Source organism: Micromonospora sp. NPDC048986 (assembly GCF_040649335.1).
Taxonomy (GTDB): domain Bacteria; phylum Actinomycetota; class Actinomycetes; order Mycobacteriales; family Micromonosporaceae; genus Micromonospora; species Micromonospora alfalfae.
This window is the reverse complement of sequence record NZ_JBEZFJ010000001.1, coordinates 188,962-205,024: the sequence shown is the minus strand read 5'-3', so window position 1 is coordinate 205,024 and position 16,063 is coordinate 188,962. Positions and strand designations below refer to the sequence as shown.

13 protein-coding genes are annotated in these 16,063 nt (G+C 69.7%); 9 read left to right on the top strand and 4 right to left on the bottom strand.

Annotation, left to right across the window (positions count from 1 at the left end; all coding sequences use genetic code 11):
- The first annotated feature begins 96 nt into the window (after positions 1–96).
- Positions 97–1,386 carry a cellulose binding domain-containing protein gene (locus AB0B94_RS00940; protein WP_357266851.1) on the top strand — a complete coding sequence of 430 codons (1,290 nt, stop codon included), beginning with the start codon at positions 97–99 and terminating at the stop codon, positions 1,384–1,386.
- 97 nt (positions 1,387–1,483) lie between these two features.
- On the opposite strand, the gene AB0B94_RS00935 is transcribed toward AB0B94_RS00940, so the two are convergent.
- Together AB0B94_RS00935 and AB0B94_RS00930 are read right to left on the bottom strand one after the other, a co-directional pair.
- On the bottom strand, positions 1,484–1,918 hold the full coding sequence (locus AB0B94_RS00935) for an SRPBCC family protein (RefSeq protein WP_238671262.1): 435 nt from the start codon (positions 1,916–1,918) through the stop codon (positions 1,484–1,486).
- A 19-nt stretch (positions 1,919–1,937) separates the two neighbouring features.
- Entirely contained in the window at positions 1,938–3,218 is a 1,281-nt protein-coding gene (locus AB0B94_RS00930; protein WP_357266848.1) for a multicopper oxidase domain-containing protein, read from the bottom strand.
- Between the two features lie 516 nt (positions 3,219–3,734).
- Here AB0B94_RS00930 and AB0B94_RS00925 point away from each other — a divergent pair.
- The 3 genes from AB0B94_RS00925 to AB0B94_RS00915 all read left to right on the top strand — a co-directional run bounded on the left by AB0B94_RS00925 (position 3,735) and on the right by AB0B94_RS00915 (position 6,114).
- The gene (locus AB0B94_RS00925) at positions 3,735–4,811 is read left to right on the top strand and encodes a histidine kinase (RefSeq protein ID WP_357266845.1); all 1,077 of its coding nucleotides are present in this window, start codon (positions 3,735–3,737) and stop codon (positions 4,809–4,811) included.
- The gene (locus AB0B94_RS00920) at positions 4,808–5,482 is read left to right on the top strand and encodes a response regulator transcription factor (RefSeq protein WP_357186283.1); all 675 of its coding nucleotides are present in this window, start codon (positions 4,808–4,810) and stop codon (positions 5,480–5,482) included. Before AB0B94_RS00925 ends, AB0B94_RS00920 begins: the two co-directional genes overlap by 4 nt.
- Before the next feature lie 65 nt (positions 5,483–5,547).
- Positions 5,548–6,114 carry a PadR family transcriptional regulator gene (locus AB0B94_RS00915; RefSeq protein ID WP_112581719.1) on the top strand — a complete coding sequence of 189 codons (567 nt, stop codon included), beginning with the start codon at positions 5,548–5,550 and terminating at the stop codon, positions 6,112–6,114.
- Between the two features lie 53 nt (positions 6,115–6,167).
- Here AB0B94_RS00915 and AB0B94_RS00910 read toward each other — a convergent pair whose 3' ends face one another.
- Both AB0B94_RS00910 and AB0B94_RS00905 read right to left on the bottom strand, forming a co-directional pair.
- Positions 6,168–7,865 (bottom strand): MFS transporter, encoded by a 1,698-nt coding sequence (locus AB0B94_RS00910; RefSeq protein WP_357266841.1) that lies wholly within the window; start codon positions 7,863–7,865, stop codon positions 6,168–6,170.
- 162 nt (positions 7,866–8,027) lie between these two features.
- Positions 8,028–9,566 carry an aminotransferase class III-fold pyridoxal phosphate-dependent enzyme gene (locus AB0B94_RS00905; protein WP_357266838.1) on the bottom strand — a complete coding sequence of 513 codons (1,539 nt, stop codon included), beginning with the start codon at positions 9,564–9,566 and terminating at the stop codon, positions 8,028–8,030.
- Positions 9,567–9,693: 127 nt separating this feature from the next.
- Here AB0B94_RS00905 and AB0B94_RS00900 point away from each other — a divergent pair, with 127 nt between their 5' ends.
- The 5 genes from AB0B94_RS00900 to AB0B94_RS00880 all read left to right on the top strand — a co-directional run bounded on the left by AB0B94_RS00900 (position 9,694) and on the right by AB0B94_RS00880 (position 15,967).
- Positions 9,694–10,719, top strand: coding sequence for a methyltransferase (locus AB0B94_RS00900; RefSeq protein ID WP_357266835.1), 1,026 nt, complete (start codon positions 9,694–9,696; stop codon positions 10,717–10,719).
- 82 nt (positions 10,720–10,801) lie between these two features.
- Positions 10,802–11,920, top strand: coding sequence for a sensor histidine kinase (locus tag AB0B94_RS00895; RefSeq protein ID WP_357266832.1), 1,119 nt, complete (start codon positions 10,802–10,804; stop codon positions 11,918–11,920).
- On the top strand, positions 11,917–12,576 hold the full coding sequence (locus tag AB0B94_RS00890) for a response regulator transcription factor (protein ID WP_357266829.1): 660 nt from the start codon (positions 11,917–11,919) through the stop codon (positions 12,574–12,576). Before AB0B94_RS00895 ends, AB0B94_RS00890 begins: the two co-directional genes overlap by 4 nt.
- A 105-nt stretch (positions 12,577–12,681) precedes the next feature.
- Positions 12,682–14,757, top strand: a complete 2,076-nt coding sequence (locus AB0B94_RS00885; protein ID WP_357266826.1) for a multicopper oxidase family protein — start codon at positions 12,682–12,684, stop codon at positions 14,755–14,757.
- Between the two features lie 88 nt (positions 14,758–14,845).
- The gene (locus AB0B94_RS00880) at positions 14,846–15,967 is read left to right on the top strand and encodes a ScyD/ScyE family protein (RefSeq protein ID WP_357266823.1); all 1,122 of its coding nucleotides are present in this window, start codon (positions 14,846–14,848) and stop codon (positions 15,965–15,967) included.
- Positions 15,968–16,063: the final 96 nt, after the last annotated feature.

The window sequence follows — 16,063 nt, the reverse complement described above, 5'->3', positions numbered from 1 at the left end:
CGTCCCTCCCGCCGCCTTCCCGGTCGGTGACCAGTCCGGGCCCCCGTCGATGCCAGGCGACCACTGATCGTCGCCGAACGGCAAGGAGCCCAAACAATGCTGAGACGTAGGTTTCTCCTCCCATCCATCGCGGCTGCGGCGCTTCTCCTCGCGGCCACCACCGGCGGCGCGTTGAGCGGCGGCTTCGGTGCGACGGCGGTGGCCGCCACCAACGGCACCCTCGCGGCGACCGCCGGCTGCGGCAAGGCCCCCACACTCGCCAGCGGGACGCGGACGATTCAGAGCAGCGGCCAGAGTCGTACGTACAACCTGCGGATCCCGGACGGATACGACCGGAACCGCCCCTACCGGCTGATTTTCGGCTTCCACTGGTTGAACGGCTCGGCAAACAACGTCACGTCGGCCGGCTACTACGGGCTCCAGCCGCTGTCGAACAACAGCACGATCTTCGTCGCTCCACAGGGTCTCAACGCCGGCTGGGCCAACACCAACGGTCGGGACCTGACCCTGTTCGACGACATCTCCCGGCAGATCGAGAACGACCTCTGCGTCGACACCACCCAGCGCTTCGCCCTGGGCTGGAGCTACGGCGGGGCCATGAGCTACGCGGTGGCCTGCGCCCGGCCCACTGTCATCCGCGCGGTCAGCGTCCTCTCCGGTGCCAACCTCAGCGGATGCAACGGGGGCACCCAGCCGGTCGCCTACTTCGGCATCCACGGCATCTACGACAGCGTGCTGAACATCTCCCAGGGTCGGCAGTTGCGCGACACGTTCGTGCGCAACAACGGCTGCACCGCGCAGAGTCCGCGCGAGCCGAGCCGGGGCAGCCTCACCCACATCACCACCGCCTACTCGGGTTGCCGGGCCGGCTACCCGGTGCAGTGGGCGGCGTTCGACGGCGACCACACCCCCAGTCCGGTGGACGGATCGGGCAGCCCCAACGACTCGCGGACCTGGACCTCGGGTGAGATCTGGAGGTTCTTCAGCCAGTTCGAGTCGACAACGCCTCCGACGACCCCGCCGCCGACCGACCCGCCGCCCACCGACCCGCCGCCGACCACCCCGCCGCCGACCGGCGAACCCGGCACCTGCGCCGCCACCTATCGGACGCTCAACACCTGGCCCGGCGGTTTCCAGGCCGAGGTGACAGTGGCCAACAACTCCACAGCGCCCCTGAACGGCTGGACCGTGGGCCTGACCCTGGCCAGTGGTCAGGCCATCAGCAGCCTCTGGAGCGGCACCAACACGGGCACCACCGGCAGTGTCACGGTCAGGAACGCCGCCTACAACGGCACTGTCGGCCCGAGCGCCTCGACCACCTTCGGTTTCACCGCCACCGGCAACGGTGCCACCGCACCCAGCAACGTCACCTGCACCAGCCCCTGAGTTCGGCAACAGGTGGGCCCGGAGCCGACCGGCTCCGGGCCCTGCCGTGACGTCCACTGGCGGCGGTTGCCGCCGGCGCCATCGGCTCACGCTGCGCTCAGGCTTCGTTCTCCAGCAGGTCGCGGAGGGCGTCGAGGGCGGCGATCTCCTCCTCGAACGTCTTGCCGACGACCGGGCCGAGGAAGCGCGACAGCCCGCTCGGCTGCCACGCCAGCTTCAGCGTGAGCCGCGTCCCGCCGCCGTCGGCCGGGGTGAGCGTGTATTCGCCCTGGGTGCGTACGACGCTGCCGGTTGCCTGGAACGCCAGACGTCGACCCGGCTCGAACCCGGTCACCTCGTAGTCGGCCGGGATGCGGCTCCCACCGGGGCCCTTGAGTCCCTGTTTGTAGCGAGCGCCGACCCCCTCGCCGGAGACGCGCGCGACGTCGAGCACGTTGGGACGCCAGCGGGCGTCGTTCTCGCCGCGGGCGAGAAAGGCGAAGACGTCCTCAGGGGTCCGTCCGATCTGCACAGTCTTCTCTGCCGAGGGCACAAGAAACCTTTCTCAGGGGTCAGGGAACGATCTTCATCTGTGCCATCATCCCACTCGCGGAGTGGTCGATCATGTGGCAATGGTAGACATATCGGCCAAGGTACGGCCCGAATGTCGCCTGGAGTCGGACCGTCTCGCCCGGTCCCACCGAGATGGTGTCCTTCACCCCGGCCTCGCCCGGCGCCGGCGGCTGACCGTTGCGGTCCAGCACCCGGAACTGGACCAGGTGGGGGTGGAAGTTGTGCGGGATGCCGAAGAGTGTGTCGCCGTTCGTCACCGTCCACACCTCGGTCGTGTTGCGTTTGATCTCGGTGTCCACCCGTCCGGCGTCGAACTGCTGCCCGTTGATCAGGAACTGGCCGGTCGACGGGTTGAAGTTGAGCGTGAACGCCCGCTCCTTCGTGGCCGCCGGCAGCGCGGGGATGGTGCTCAGCCGGTCGGGCACCCGACTGGTGTCGGCGGTGGCTCGGTTGACGTCGAAGCGCAGCACCGGCCCGGCCACCGCGTCGTCGAGGAAGATCTGGCTGCCGACCGGGAAGGCGCCGAAGTCGACGACGATCTCGATCCGCTCGCCGGGCGTCAGGCTCCACGAGCGGATCGGCGTCGGCCCGGCGAGCAGCCCGCCGTCACTCGCGATCTGGGCGACCTCGGCGTCGTTGCCGAGCCGCAGGGTGAAGGTGCGGAGGTTGGAGGCGTTGGCGAAGCGCAGCCGGTACTTGCGGGCGGCTACCGGGAAGTACGGCTGTGGCTTGCCGTTGACCAGGATCGTGTTGCGGAACTGGAAGTCGTCGTGTTCGAAGACCAGGCTCGCGTCGTCGGCGAACCGCGCGTCGCGCAACATGATCGGGATGTCGTGGTTGCCGCTGGGCAACCGCAGTTCGGCCTGGGCTGGGTCGTCGATCAGGTAGAAGCCGGCGAGCCCGCGGAACACGTGCTCGGCCTCCATGTGATGGGCATGGTCGTGGTACCAGAGCGTGGCCGCCCGCTGCTTGTTCGGATAGCTGTAGAGCCGGCTCTTACCCGGGTTCAGCACGTCGGTCGGGAACCCGTCGCTGCTCGACGGTGTGTGGCCTCCGTGCACGTGCACCGCGGTCGGCATGTCGAGGTGGTTGCTGTGGGCGATGACCGCGAGCCGGCCCGTCTTGACCCGGAACGTCGGGCCGGGAAAGAGCCCGTCATAGGTCAACACCTCGGTACGCGTCCCGGGCAGGATCTCCACTTGAGCCTTACGGGTGGAAACGACGTAGAAGTCGGTGTTGGCTACCGAGGCGATCGGCTGCTGCACGGGAGGTATCGGCATCCGGACAGCGAACGGGGCGGTGACGGCCGCGACGTGTGCCGTCCTCCCGTGGCCGGTGTGGGCGCCGTGGGCCGGTGTCGCGGAGGGGGTGGACCCGCGGGCTGCTGCCGCCGCGGTGGTCGTGACCAGCGCGGCTGCTCCCGCGGTGGCGCCGGCCTTCATGACGTTGCGTCTGCTCACCATTGGTCGCTCCACTCCTGGTGGTCGAGGTCTCGGGTGAACTGTCGGACAGGCCCCTCGACGCGTCGTCGAAAACTGGTCGCGGCCAAATGTGGATTTCACCTTAAGTTTTGGTGTGACTACCAAAAGCTAAGCTTCGATGCTTCCAACGACGCGCGGTGAGACCGTAGACTCGTGCGAGTAGTCGGCCGTGACAACTCGTAGAAGGCCGATCCGATCTGAGTGCTTTGTCGCCCACGACGGGGGGAGTCGGCGACACGGCGGGCAGCCGGCGCTGGGGAGAGCCGTTCGTGCCCGCACCTGGGGAGCAATAGGGCACACACCGGGGGATCCGCAATGGTTGTTGGAAACGATGCGCTGCGGAGGACCGCTGCCGAGGTTCTCGAACGCAGGCATCAACCGATTCTTGCCGCCTACCGTCAACGTCTTGCCGTTGCGAGTGACGATTTCGAAGGGGCCGCTGACCTGGTCGACAACTACACGGCGCAGGCCGAGGTCCTGCTCCGGGACACGATCGCCGAGATTCGTCGTGAGACGACCGACCCGCTGTCGACACCGCCGCCGGCAATGTCCACCGAGGACGTCGAGCTGCACCCGCGCGAATGCTTTCGCGCTGTCGTCGCGTTGGCGGACATCGTGTTGGCCGACGCGCTGGAGCAGTTGGCCGGCGAGCCCGACGAGGGCGCGATCCTGGCGCTGGTCGCCGACGCGCTCACCCGTACGACGCTGACCCGGCTGGTCGAGGCGAGTTCGCGCTATGCCGCCGGCCTGATGAACGAGGTCCACCAGGCGCAGATCGCCGAGCGTTCGTTGATCGCGCGCGAGCTGCACGACCGGCTGGGTCACAGCCTCAGCGCGGCGTACCGCAACCTGGAGGCCCACGAGCTCGCCCAGGAACGACGCCACGACGACGTGGACCGCCGGGTGGTCATCGCCCGGGAGTCGCTGCACGACGCGGTCGGCTATCTGCGTGTGCTCATCGCCGACCTCCGGCTCTCTCAGCCGCTCGGGTCACTCGACGAAGCGCTGGCCAACTTCCTGTCGACTGTCGAGACGGGCGAGACCCGTCTGCACACCGAGATCAACGGCGACGAGTCGTGGGTGCCGCCCGAGGTGCTCGACGAGGTGTTCCTGGTCGTCCGCGAAGCGTTGCGCAACGCGGTGGCCCACGCCGGCGCTCGGGTGATCCACGCGGTCATCGACATCACCCCGCACGAGCTGCGGGCGACCGTCACCGACGACGGGGTGGGCTTCGACCTCGCGGCGGCGCGCGACGGCTCCGGCCTGCGCGCGATGGCTGAGCGCGCGGCCGTCGTGGGCGGTCGTCTCGCCGTGCGCGCGTCGGGCCACCAGGGCGCTTCGGTCGAGCTCGTCGTGCCGCTGCTGGCCGTCGGGGCGGGGGCCGGCCGGTGACCGTCACGATGATCGAACCGACCCGCATCGTGCTTGTCGACGACCACGTGGTGGTGCGCGACGGCCTCCGGGAGATCCTCGACGCCCAGCGTGACCTCGTGGTCGTCGGCGAGGCCGGCGACAGCGGCGCCGCGATCAACGAGATCCGAATCCGCCAGCCCGACATCGTCCTGCTCGACGTGCAGATCCCCGGCGACGGGGTGACCACCACGGTCCGCCGGATCCGGGACGTCGCGCCGGCGAGCCGGGTCATCATCCTCAGCATGTTCGACGGCCCGACGCTGCTGCGTGAGTTGTTGACCCTTGGTATCTGCGGCTACCTGCTGAAGAACTCGACCCGCCAGGAGTTGGTGGCGGCGATCCGCAGCGCCCGCGCCGATGACGCGCCGGTGATGCTGGCGGTGTCGCGGGAGAGCCTGACCCAGGTGCAGGGGCCGGTGCACAGCACGCTGTCGGACCGTGAGCGCGAGGTCCTGCAGTTGGTCGGTCAGGCGATGAGCAACGCCCAGATCGCCGGCCGGCTCTGCCTGTCGGAGGCGACGGTCAAACGCCACCTGCGCAACATCTTCGCCAAACTCGGCGCGGTGTCCCGGATCGACGCTGTCAACAGGGCCATAGCGGCCTCGCTGATCGTCCTGCCGAGGCTCTGCGATCCGACGTTTCACGGATAGCAGGCCGCTCAAGGATTGCTCTGGGTAACTTGCCCGCAAACGGGCACTCGTGTTGGACTAATGCCGTGAATAGCACTCGCCTGTTCGTACTCGGAGCGCTCGCGCGTGGGGGCCCCATGCATGGGCACCAGATCCGCCGGGCGGCGCAGGTCGACCGTACCGAGCTGTGGAGCGACGTCAAACCGGGCTCGCTCTACGGCGCGCTGCACCGAATGCAGGTCGAGGGCGTCATCGAGGCGGTCCGGACCGAGCAGGAGGGCAACCGGCCCGCCCGCACGATCTACGCGCTCACCTCGGCGGGCGCGGCCGAGCTGATCGACCACCGCGACGAGGCGTTGCGTGACACCAAGCTCCGTCACGACCCGGTCGACCTGGCGCTGCAGAACGTGATCGACCTCGGAGAAGACGCGCTGCGCGCGATCATCGTGGCGCGCCGGAAGGCACTCGCCGAGCAGCTCGACTCGTGGCTCGCGCTCCGAGAGCTGGCGGCACCGCACATCCGTGGTCTGGAGTGGACGACCTTCCGTCATACCGAGCTCCGACTCCGTACCGAGCTCGCCTGGCACGACGAGCTGCTCGACCAGTTGCCCAAGCTGATGGCCAACCAACCGACCTCGATGACGACCTCGTGACGGTGCCAGCCCCGACCCCGGTGGGCATTTCCGGGGCCGGGGCTGGCGGCATGTCACTGAGCGGGCTCGGGCTGGGTGGTCACGTTCCAATCGGGCTTGCTCGCCTCGGCCCAGGGCTCTTCGGGCCGGCGGGGCAGCAGGTAGACGAGAAGGAACGTGAGGATCACGCCGACCAGGACGGCGCCGACGGTCCACTGGACCGCCCGGTTGAAGTTGGTCTCCAGCGCCGACGTGGCGGCGCTGTCGAAGGCCGCACCCACCGGACCCGGCGCCGAGTCCGCGCAGCCCGGCGGCGTGGCCGTCGGATCTGACGCGCGTGACTGGCGGATGAAACAGTCGGCGAAGGTGGTCGTCGCCGCGCTCGCCTCGGCCGGCGGCAGGCCGGCCGCCACGAGCGATGCCTGGAGCTCCGGGCTCGCCTTCTCGGCGGCCGTCCCCGAGTAGGAGCCGAGCGTTCCGAAGAGGACAACGCCGGCCACCGCGACGCCGATCGCCTGGCCGAGACGCTGGGCGGTGCCGAGCACACCGCTGGCCGCGCCCGCGTCCTGCCAGGGCACGCCGGCCAGCACGATCTCGACGCTCGGCGCGATCACCAGGCCCGAGCCGAAGCCGGCGAAGAGCAATGCCGGCAGTAGCTCCAGGCCGGAGCCCCACCAGTGGATCGTGGCGATGATGCCCACCATGCCGACGATCACGATGCCCGCGCCGAGCATCAGGACGCCACGACCGAGCGCCCGGGCGACGTTGTCGGAGATGGCCGCGCCGACCAGTGTGCCGAACGAGAACGGCAGCAGGATCAGGCCCGTCGTCAGGGCGGACTTCTCCAGGCCGATCTGCAGGTGCAGTGAGAGCGCGAAGAGCAGGCCGATGAAGCCCGCGAAGTAGCAGAGACTGATGCCGACGCCGGCGGAGAATGAGCGGTGCGCGAAGAGGCGCATGCTCACCAGCGGGACCTGGGCGCGTCGGGCGCGGCGCAGCTCCCACACCGCGAAGACGGCCAGCGCGGGCAGCGCCGCTGCCATCGAGACGAACGTCCACGCCGGCCAACCCAGGCGCTGGCCCTCGACCAGGGGGACGGCCAGCAGCAGCACGGCGGCCGAGACGAGCAGCATGCCGATCACGTCGAGACCACCGCGGCGGCCGCGTGACTCGGGCACCAGGATCAGCGCGGCGACGAACGTGGCCAGGCCGATCGGCACGTTGAGCAGGAACACCGGCCGCCAGTCCCAGCCGTTGAGGTCCCACGCGATCAGCAGGCCGCCGAGGAGGGGACCGCTGGCGGTCGCGATGCCGCCGATCGCGCCGTAGATCCCGTACGCCTTGCCGGTCTCCTTCGCCGGGAACGTGGTCTGGATCAGCGCCAGCACCGGCGGGTTGAGGATGCCGGCCATCATGCCCTGCACCACCTGGAACGCGATCAGCTGGCCGGGTGTGTCCGCGAGCGCCGACGCCGCCGACGCGAGCGTGAACCCCGCGACGCCGATGAGGAACAGCTTGCGGTGGCCGAAGCGGTCGCCGATCCGACCGGCGGGGATGAGCAACAGGCCGTAGCCGAGCGCGTAGCCGGCGATGACCCACTCCATGGCCGTGTAGGTCGACTGGAGGTCGCGCTGGATCGGCGCGACAGCCACATTGACGATCGTCGTAGCCAGCAGAATCATGAATGCCCCGGCCAGGATGACGGCCAGGATCAGCCATCGGCGCGGGTTGGGTGGGGCAGCGCTGCGTTCGTCGGTCCAGCTCTCCGTCATCGCGTTCCTCCTGAAGTCGGACGGGGGTCGACAGCGGACCCACCCTCCGACTACACGCCGCCGCGTGCGATTAGTCAAGTACGGCTATTTGCGTATGACCTGTACGGCACATGAGGAGGGCCCGGGTCAGCAGCTGACCCGGGCCCGGTGACGCGGAGGTGGCTACGACCAGTCGGACGAACCCGAACCCCACTCGGAGGAACCGGCGCCCCACGCGGATGTCGCCGGCCACGCCAGGTCGAAGGGGAAGTCGTTGGCGCGAAGCTCCAGCGTGCTCTCCAGCACGGCGTCGGTCAGCCGGTCGACGTCGGCGTCGCTGTGAGCGCCGCCGGCGAAGAACATCGGCATCCCGAGCGTGTAGATGCCGCGCTTGCGCAGCAGCAGCGTGAGGATGAACGTCGCCGGGTTGAGCGCCCGCGAGTAGACCCGGTAGTCGGTGTAGGAGTCTTCCGGAAGGAACTGGAAGCACCCGATGTAGTCGCCGAACCCCACCATGCGCAGCGGGATCCCCTCGGCCGCCCGGAACGCGGCCAGCCGCGCCTGGACCCGGTCGACCTTGGCCCGCAGGTCGGTGTAGTAGGCGGGCCCCTTGTCGCGAAGCAGCTGGAGCGTGGCCAGCGACGCCGCCACCGACAGGTAGTTGCCGGTGTGGCTGCCCTGTAGGCCGGTCTTCTGGCCGAAGTCGGTCCAGGACTGCCCACTGGTCTGCGAGATGTCGAGGATGTCGGCCCGACCGCCGATCGCCGACAGCGGCAGCCCGAGCCCGCTGATCACCTTGCCGTAGGTGACCAGGTCGGTCGGGATGTCGAACTTCTGCGCGGCGCCGCCGAGCCCCGAACGGAAGCCCGTCAGCACCTCGTCGAGGATGAACGGGACCCCGAGCCGCTGCGCGGCCACCGCCACCTCGCGGATCATCGGGATCGTCGTCTCCTCGAACGGGAACGACGAGGCGGCCGGCTCGGCCAGGATGCAGGCCAACTCACCCGCGTGGCGTTCGATCAACTCGACGGCCAGCGCTGTGTCGTTGGGCAGGATCAGCAGGTCACGCGGCTCGGCCGGGGTGACGCCGGCGAACGCCGAGACCAACGGAATGCCGTCCTTGCCGATCTCCGGGAACGGCACCGCGGGATGGCCGTGGTACCAGGGCGCCGTGTTGTGGACGGCCAGGTCGTGGGACCCGTGCAGGGTGCCCTCGAACTTGGCGACCATTCGCCGCCCGGTGTGGGCACGGCAGAGCCGGATCGCCGACTGGGTGGCGCCCGTACCCGAGTGTTGGAAGGCGAACTTCTCGTTGTGCGGCAGGATCTCCCGCAGCAGCGTCGCCAGCTCCAGCTCCAACGCGTTGGTGTAGCCGTTGCCGGTGCCCTTGCCGAGGTGCTCGCGGACGAAGTCGACCACCGGCGCCGGGTTGTGCCCGTGCAGCGCCTGAGCGCCGTATCCCATGTGGCAGTCGAGGTAGTCGTTGCCGTCGATGTCGGTCAACGTCGATCCGTTGGCGGTGGCCGCGATCACCGGAAATGGTGGTGCCTGGAACGGCCAGAACACGTGCGCGGCGGCGTCGACCGCCCTCAGTTGCTCGACGTGCGCGGCCGAGGCACCCTGGCGCGCGCCGATCTCGCCGAACAGCTCGTAGACCCACTTCTGCTGCATGAGGTCCTGAATGACCTCGATCGCTCCGCGCTCCTGGTGGCTGGCGCCCATCGTGTCCCCTTCGCATGGCGGCCGTGACAGGCGCAGCCTGCGCCCGCCCACTCGAACCCGGCTGGAGAACCGGTCGATCGACGCGGCTTCGAGCCGGTCTCGAGCGCCGTCGTCGAAGCTCGCCGCCATGACGGAAAATCGGGTCAATCTCTACTCGCTGACCGACACGATCACGCCGTGGGCAGTGCGGGCCGCGGCAACGCTCGGCCTCGCCGACCTGATCGCCGCGGGCACCACCACGCTCGACGAGCTCGCCGCGGCGACGAAGGCCAATCCCGACGCGCTGCACCGGCTGCTGCGCTACCTCTCGGTCCGCGGCGTCTTCACGGAAACCGAGCCGCGGGTCTACGCCCTGACGGAAGCCGCCGAGTTCCTCAAGACCGACCACCCCGCCGCCCAACGTCCCTGGCTCGACGTCGACTCGATGGCCGGCCGGATCGAGGGCACGTTCAGCTCGCTGACCCACTCGATCCGCACCGGCGACGCGGCGTACCCCGTGCGCTACGGCATCGAGTTCTGGGACGACCTGGCCACCAACCCCGATCGGGCCACGTCGTTCGGCGCGCTGATGGCCACCCACGCGAGCTACTTCGACCAGGTCGTCCAGGGCTACGACTGGAGCGCCGTCAACCACGTCATCGACGTCGGCGGCGGCACCGGCGCCCTGCTCACCGAGATCCTCAAGGCCCAGCCGCACCTGCGCGGCACAGTGGTCGACCTGGCGGGCGTCGTCGAGCAGGGGCGGGCCCGGTTCGAGGCGGCGGGCATCGCCGACCGCGCCGAGGTGGTCAGCGGAAGCATCTTCGACCCGCTCCCGGCCGGCGCCGACGTCTACATCCTGTCGAACGTTCTGCACGACTGGAACGACAGCGCCGCCGAGAAGATCCTCCAGCGGGCGGCGGACGCGATCGGCACCACCGGAAAGGTGCTGATCGTGCAGATCCTCGTGAAGGACGAGAACGACAACTTCCCCGACGACCCGGCCCGGCTGATGTTCATCACCCAGATGGACCTGCGCCTGCTCTCGCTCATGGCGGGCAAGGCGCGGACCTGGCGCGAGTACGCCGAACTGGGCGAGAAGGCCGGGCTCCAGGTGGACGGCAGCACGGTGATCCCCACCGGGCAGACACTGCTCTCGCTTCGCCGCGGCTGAGCCGACGGGCCCCTTGCCGACGGTGTCCGGTTGGGAAGGGGCCCTCGCTAACGGACCGTGCGCGCGTCGTACCGTTGCGGACATGAACCCGGCCATCAGACGAGTCGCGATCGACGCCCTCATCGCGGTCGTCGTCGCGGCCGTCGTGGCGGTGGCGATCCGGGTCGCCGACGAGCCCGGCGCCCGGCCGCCGGACGCGCGCGCCTACGCGATCGGCGCGGTGATCGGGCTGCTGCTGGTCTTCCGGCGCGGCTGGCCGCTGCTGGTGCTGGTCGGCTCGGTCGCCGCACTGATGATCTACTACGCCCTCGAGTACCCGGGCATCCCGCCCGCCCTCCCGCTGGCCGCCGCCCTCTTCTCCGTCGCGGCCGCCGGCCGGTTCACCTGGGCGCTCGTCGTCGCCGGGTTCTTCGTCGTCCTTGAGCTGATCATGCGGTACACGCTGCTCGGCGAGGGTTTCTTCCCCGCCCTCTCGGCCACCCTCGAAGAGGGCTCGCTGCTCGCGGCAGTGGTGCTGCTCGCCGAGACGATCCGCACCCGCCGGGACCGGCTGGCCGAGGCACAGCAGCGTCTCGCCGTGATGCGCCAGGAGCGTCAACACGAGGTCGCCCAGGAGCGGCTCCGCATCGCCCGCGAGGTCCACGACGTTCTCGGTCACACGATCGCCGCGATCAGTGTGCAGGCGAGCCTCGCCGACGACGTCTTCGACAGCAAGCCGGCCGAGGCGCGGGCCGCGCTGCGGAGCATCCGGGGCGCGGCACGCGACGCCATGCACGAGGTCCGCTCGGCGATCGGCATGCTCCGCGACGCCGGGGAGGTGCCCGATCTGGCCCGGGTCTTCGCGGTCGCGGAACAGGCCGGCGTGAAGGTGCGGTCGGGGATCGCCGGCACCCCGCGCCCGATCCCGCCGGAGGTGGCGCTCTCGGTCTACCGGATCGTGCAGGAGTCGATCACCAACACGGTCAAACACGCCGAAGCGACGACAGTCGACGTCACCATCGCCTACGCGGGTGACGCCGTCACCGTGGAGATCGTCGACGACGGGGTCGGGTCCGGGGCGAGCCGGCGGGGGCACGGGGTGGCCGGCATGCGGGAACGGGCCACGGCCGCCGGCGGATCGCTCGAGGCCGGGCCCCGACCGCAGGGTGGGGGGTTCCGAGTGGCCGCGCGGCTGCCGGTCGAGGTGGAGGAGACAGCGTGACGATCCGGATGGTGCTGGCGGACGACCAGACACTCGTGCGGGCCGGCTTCCGGGGCCTGCTCGACCACAGCGAGGACCTGGAGGTGGTCGGTGAGGCGTCCAACGGCGCCCAGGCCGTCGAGATGGTCGCCGCGACCCGACCGGACATCGTGCTGATGGACGTGCGGATGCCGGTGCTCGACGGCGTGCGGGCCACTGCCGCGATCGTCGAGCGGTTCCCGGCCGTGCGGGTCATCGTCCTGACCACCTTCGAGCTCGACGAGTACGTCTTCGAGGCGCTGCGCGCCGGCGCGAGCGGGTTCCTGCTCAAGGACATCGAGCCCGACGAGCTGCGCCAGGCGGTGCGGGTGGTGGCCGGCGGCGACATGTTGATCTCGCCTCGGGTGACGAGCCGGTTGGTGAGCGCGTTCGTCAGCAAGGTCGCGCCGACGCCTGTCGACGGCGGCCGGCTGGCGGTGTTGACCGACCGCGAGCGCGAGGTGATGAGCCTGGTGGCCAGCGGGCTGACCAACGAGGAGATCGGGCGCCGGCTGTCGATGAGCCCGGCCACGGCCCGTACCCACGTCCACCGAGCCATGGTCAAGCTCCGCGTCCGCGACCGCGCGCAGCTCGTCGTGCTCGCCTACCAGACGGGGCTCGTCGCGCCTGGCAGCTGACTACGGCCCTTGTTTCGCAGGCGGTGTCGGCTACGGCGATCGCCGTACGCTCCGGCCGTTCCTCAACGGATGCCGTGCCGTGCGCATCCTTCGTATGTTGGCGTCATGTTTGAGGTCGGAGAGAACGCCGATGGGATCCTGGCCGGGGTCCTGTTCCTGATCTGGCTGTCCGCGGCGATCCTCGCCACGCGGCTGGCCTGGCGGCCGACGCCCGAGGCGCTGCGCAAGAGCGCCCGTCGGTTGCTGCGTCTGCTCGTGGCCGCGCTGGTGGTGCTTGTCATCAAGTGCGTCGCGATCGGGCTGATGCTCGCCGTCGACTGGATCTTTGCCGACAACCGCGTGATCGTGCAGATGCCACTCCTGCTGCTGCCGATGCTGGCCGTCGCCATCTGGACAGTGCCGGGGCTGCGCGCCCTGGCCAACAGAGCCGACGCGCCGGTCGACGTCGAGACGCGCTCCGCCGCCGCCGATCCCCGATTCGTCGTGCCGGTCCAGGTGACGGCGGTGGCGACTGTCGTCGGCGTCTACTTCGCGTACGTGTCCCGTCCGGTCCCGTCCTACCTCGACGACATCGCGACCCACGCCGCGCCGATCCTGCTGTCGGTGCTGGTGCTGTGGTTCTGGCAGGCGCGTCGCCTGCGGGCCGTCACCGCGACCGACTTCGCACGCCGTGGCCGGCGTGCCAGCGCCCTGCGCGCCACCGCTCAGGCCGCCGTCGTGGTGCTGGTCGTCGCCGCCGGCATCACCTACGTGGCCCAGAGCAGCAGGCTGCCCGACCGCATGACCATGACGTCCCACGACAACGTCGACTATGGCGGCGGCCCCTCGTTCGGTCACGGCGGCCACGGCGGGGTCTCCGTCGACGACCTGCGCGGACCGCGGACCGGCAAGCCCAACAAGGCCTTCACGCTGACCGCGAAGAACGCAACGGTACGGCTGTCGTCGGGCACCGAGATCAAGGCGCTGACGTACAACGGTCAGTCGCCCGGGCCGGAGCTGCGGGTCCGCGAGGGAGACCTCGTCGAGGTGACACTGCACAACGAGATTCCCGACGAGAACGTAACGATCCACTGGCACGGCCTCGACGTTCCCAACGGTGAGGACGGCGTGGCCGGCGCAACGCAGAACGCGGTGGAGCCGGGCGGCAGCTTCACCTACCGGTTCATCGCCGAGCAGGTCGGCACCTTCTGGTACCACACCCACCAGAACCCGCTCGAGGCGATCCGGCGGGGTCTGTTCGGCGCGCTGATCGTCGAGCCGCGCGACGGCCCGCCACCCGGCGAGCGGGACTTCGTCGTGCAGGCCCACGAGTGGCGTACGCCTGACGACAACATCGTCTCGTTCGGCACGAGTGACACTTTGCAACGCCAGGAGGTCGCCCCGGGCACGCCGGTGCGGCTGCGCCTGATCAACACCGACAACAACCCGTCCACCGACAGCCGTCCGCGGGCCCTGACTGTCAACGGCACGCCGGTGCGGGTGGCGGCGATCGACGGGGTCGACGTCAACGGTCCGACCCCGCTGACCGATCCGCGATTCGGGTTGGCGGCCGGTGGACGCTACGACGTGACGTTCACGATGCCGGCAGGCCCGGTGCGCCTGACCGACCTCGCCAACCGCGACGGCGGGCTGGTCCTGGCGCCGCCGGGTGACGCCTCGACGCCGAAGATCGTCGACAACGGTGACCACTTCGATCCGCTTTCGTACGGCTCTGGCGGATCCCGGCCCTTCGACGCCGGCTCGTCGTACGACCGCTCGTTCACCCAGCTCCTCGACGACCGGCTGTCCTTCTACAACGGAGGCCTCCACCTGGTGCCGATCATCAACGGGCACAGCTTCCCCCATACGCCGACGCTCATGGTCCGGATGGACGACGTGGTGAAGGTGCGGATCGTCAACCGCAGCCACCAGAACCACCCGATGCATCTGCACGGCCATCACGCGTTGGTGCTGTCCCGCAACGGGGTCCGCGCGACCGGGTCACCGTGGTGGATCGACAGCCTCGACGTGATCCCCGGTGAGATCTACGAAATCGGCTTCAAGGCGGATAATCCGGGGCTCTGGATGGACCACTGTCACAACCTCGACCACGCGGCCAACGGCATGGTGATGCACCTCGCCTACGAGGGCGTGACATCCCCCTATGAGCTGGGGCGCGGCACTCCCAACCAGCCGGAGTAGGGGGACCTGTCGAGCCTTCCTCCACCGGGCCTCGAGGCATCGCCGGCAGCGTCGTTCGCATCCGAACCCCGCTTGCTGAGGAGAACCCATGCTCGACGCGATGCGACGAACGTTGTCGCTGGCCGTGCCGCTGGTGCTGGTGGGCGGCATTGCCGCGCCCGCCACCGCGGCCACCTCGACCACTGGGCGACTGACCGTTGTCGCCCGCAACCTCGACAACCCTCGCGGTGTCGCCATCGACCGGGCCGGCATCGTCTACGTCGCCGAGGCCGGGCTCGGCGGCGACGACGTGTGCATCCCCGGCACGTTCGGCACCAACCTCTGCTACGGCTCGACCGGTGCGATCACGGCGGTCCGTCACGGCTGGCAGAAGCGAGTCGTGACGGGTCTGCCGTCGCTGCGCAGCACCGGCGCGGGCTTCTCCGTCTACGGTGCCCACGACCTGGCCTTCGACCGGCAGGGCAAGCTCCTGGTGGCGATGGGCTACAGCACCGACCCGGTCTCGCGCGACCTGCTCGGTGCGGCCGGGGCCACGATGGGAACCATCCTCCGGGTCGAGGGTAAGCGCCGTTGGTCTGTCGTCGGCGACCTCTCCGCGTTCGAGGGGCGGAACAACCCCGACGGGGTGATTCCGGAGAGCCAGCCGTACGCCGTCGTCGCCGACGGGCGTGACGTCTACGCGCTCGACGCGGCCGCAAACGACGTGCTCCGGATCGACCGTCGTGGCGCGGTCACTGCCGAACACGTCTGGCCGCAGGAGCAGGTTCCGGCACCGCCGGAGTGGGGTCTGCCGCCGGGCTCGACGACGCCGATCCAGTTCGTGCCGGTAACCATCACCCGCGGGCCGGACGGCGCGCTCTACGTCGGACAGCTGACCGGGCACCCCTTCCCGAACGGCGGGGCCCGGGTGTGGCGGCTGGTGCCCGGGCAGGAGCCGACGATCTTCGCGACCGGCTTCACCAACATCATCGACATCGCCTTCGACAAGCGGGGTCGACTGGTCGTGCTGGAGATCGCGAAGAACGGGCTCAGCTCCGGGGATTCCACGGGTGCGTTGATCCGGGTGGAGCGCGACGGTAGCCACCGGGAGCTGGCGAGCACCGGCCTGGACTCCCCGATGTCGTTCGCCACCGCATCCGACGGCAGCTTCTACATCGCCAACAAGGGGCTCGGCATCGGCGAGTTGGTTCGTCTGTCCACACGAGACTGACAGAGTCGCGCGGCGATCGTGGCGTTCTTCGTGTCGGGAGGACGCCACGATAGCCGTGGCGTCACACGTCCGCGATACGGTGCCAATCATGTGCAC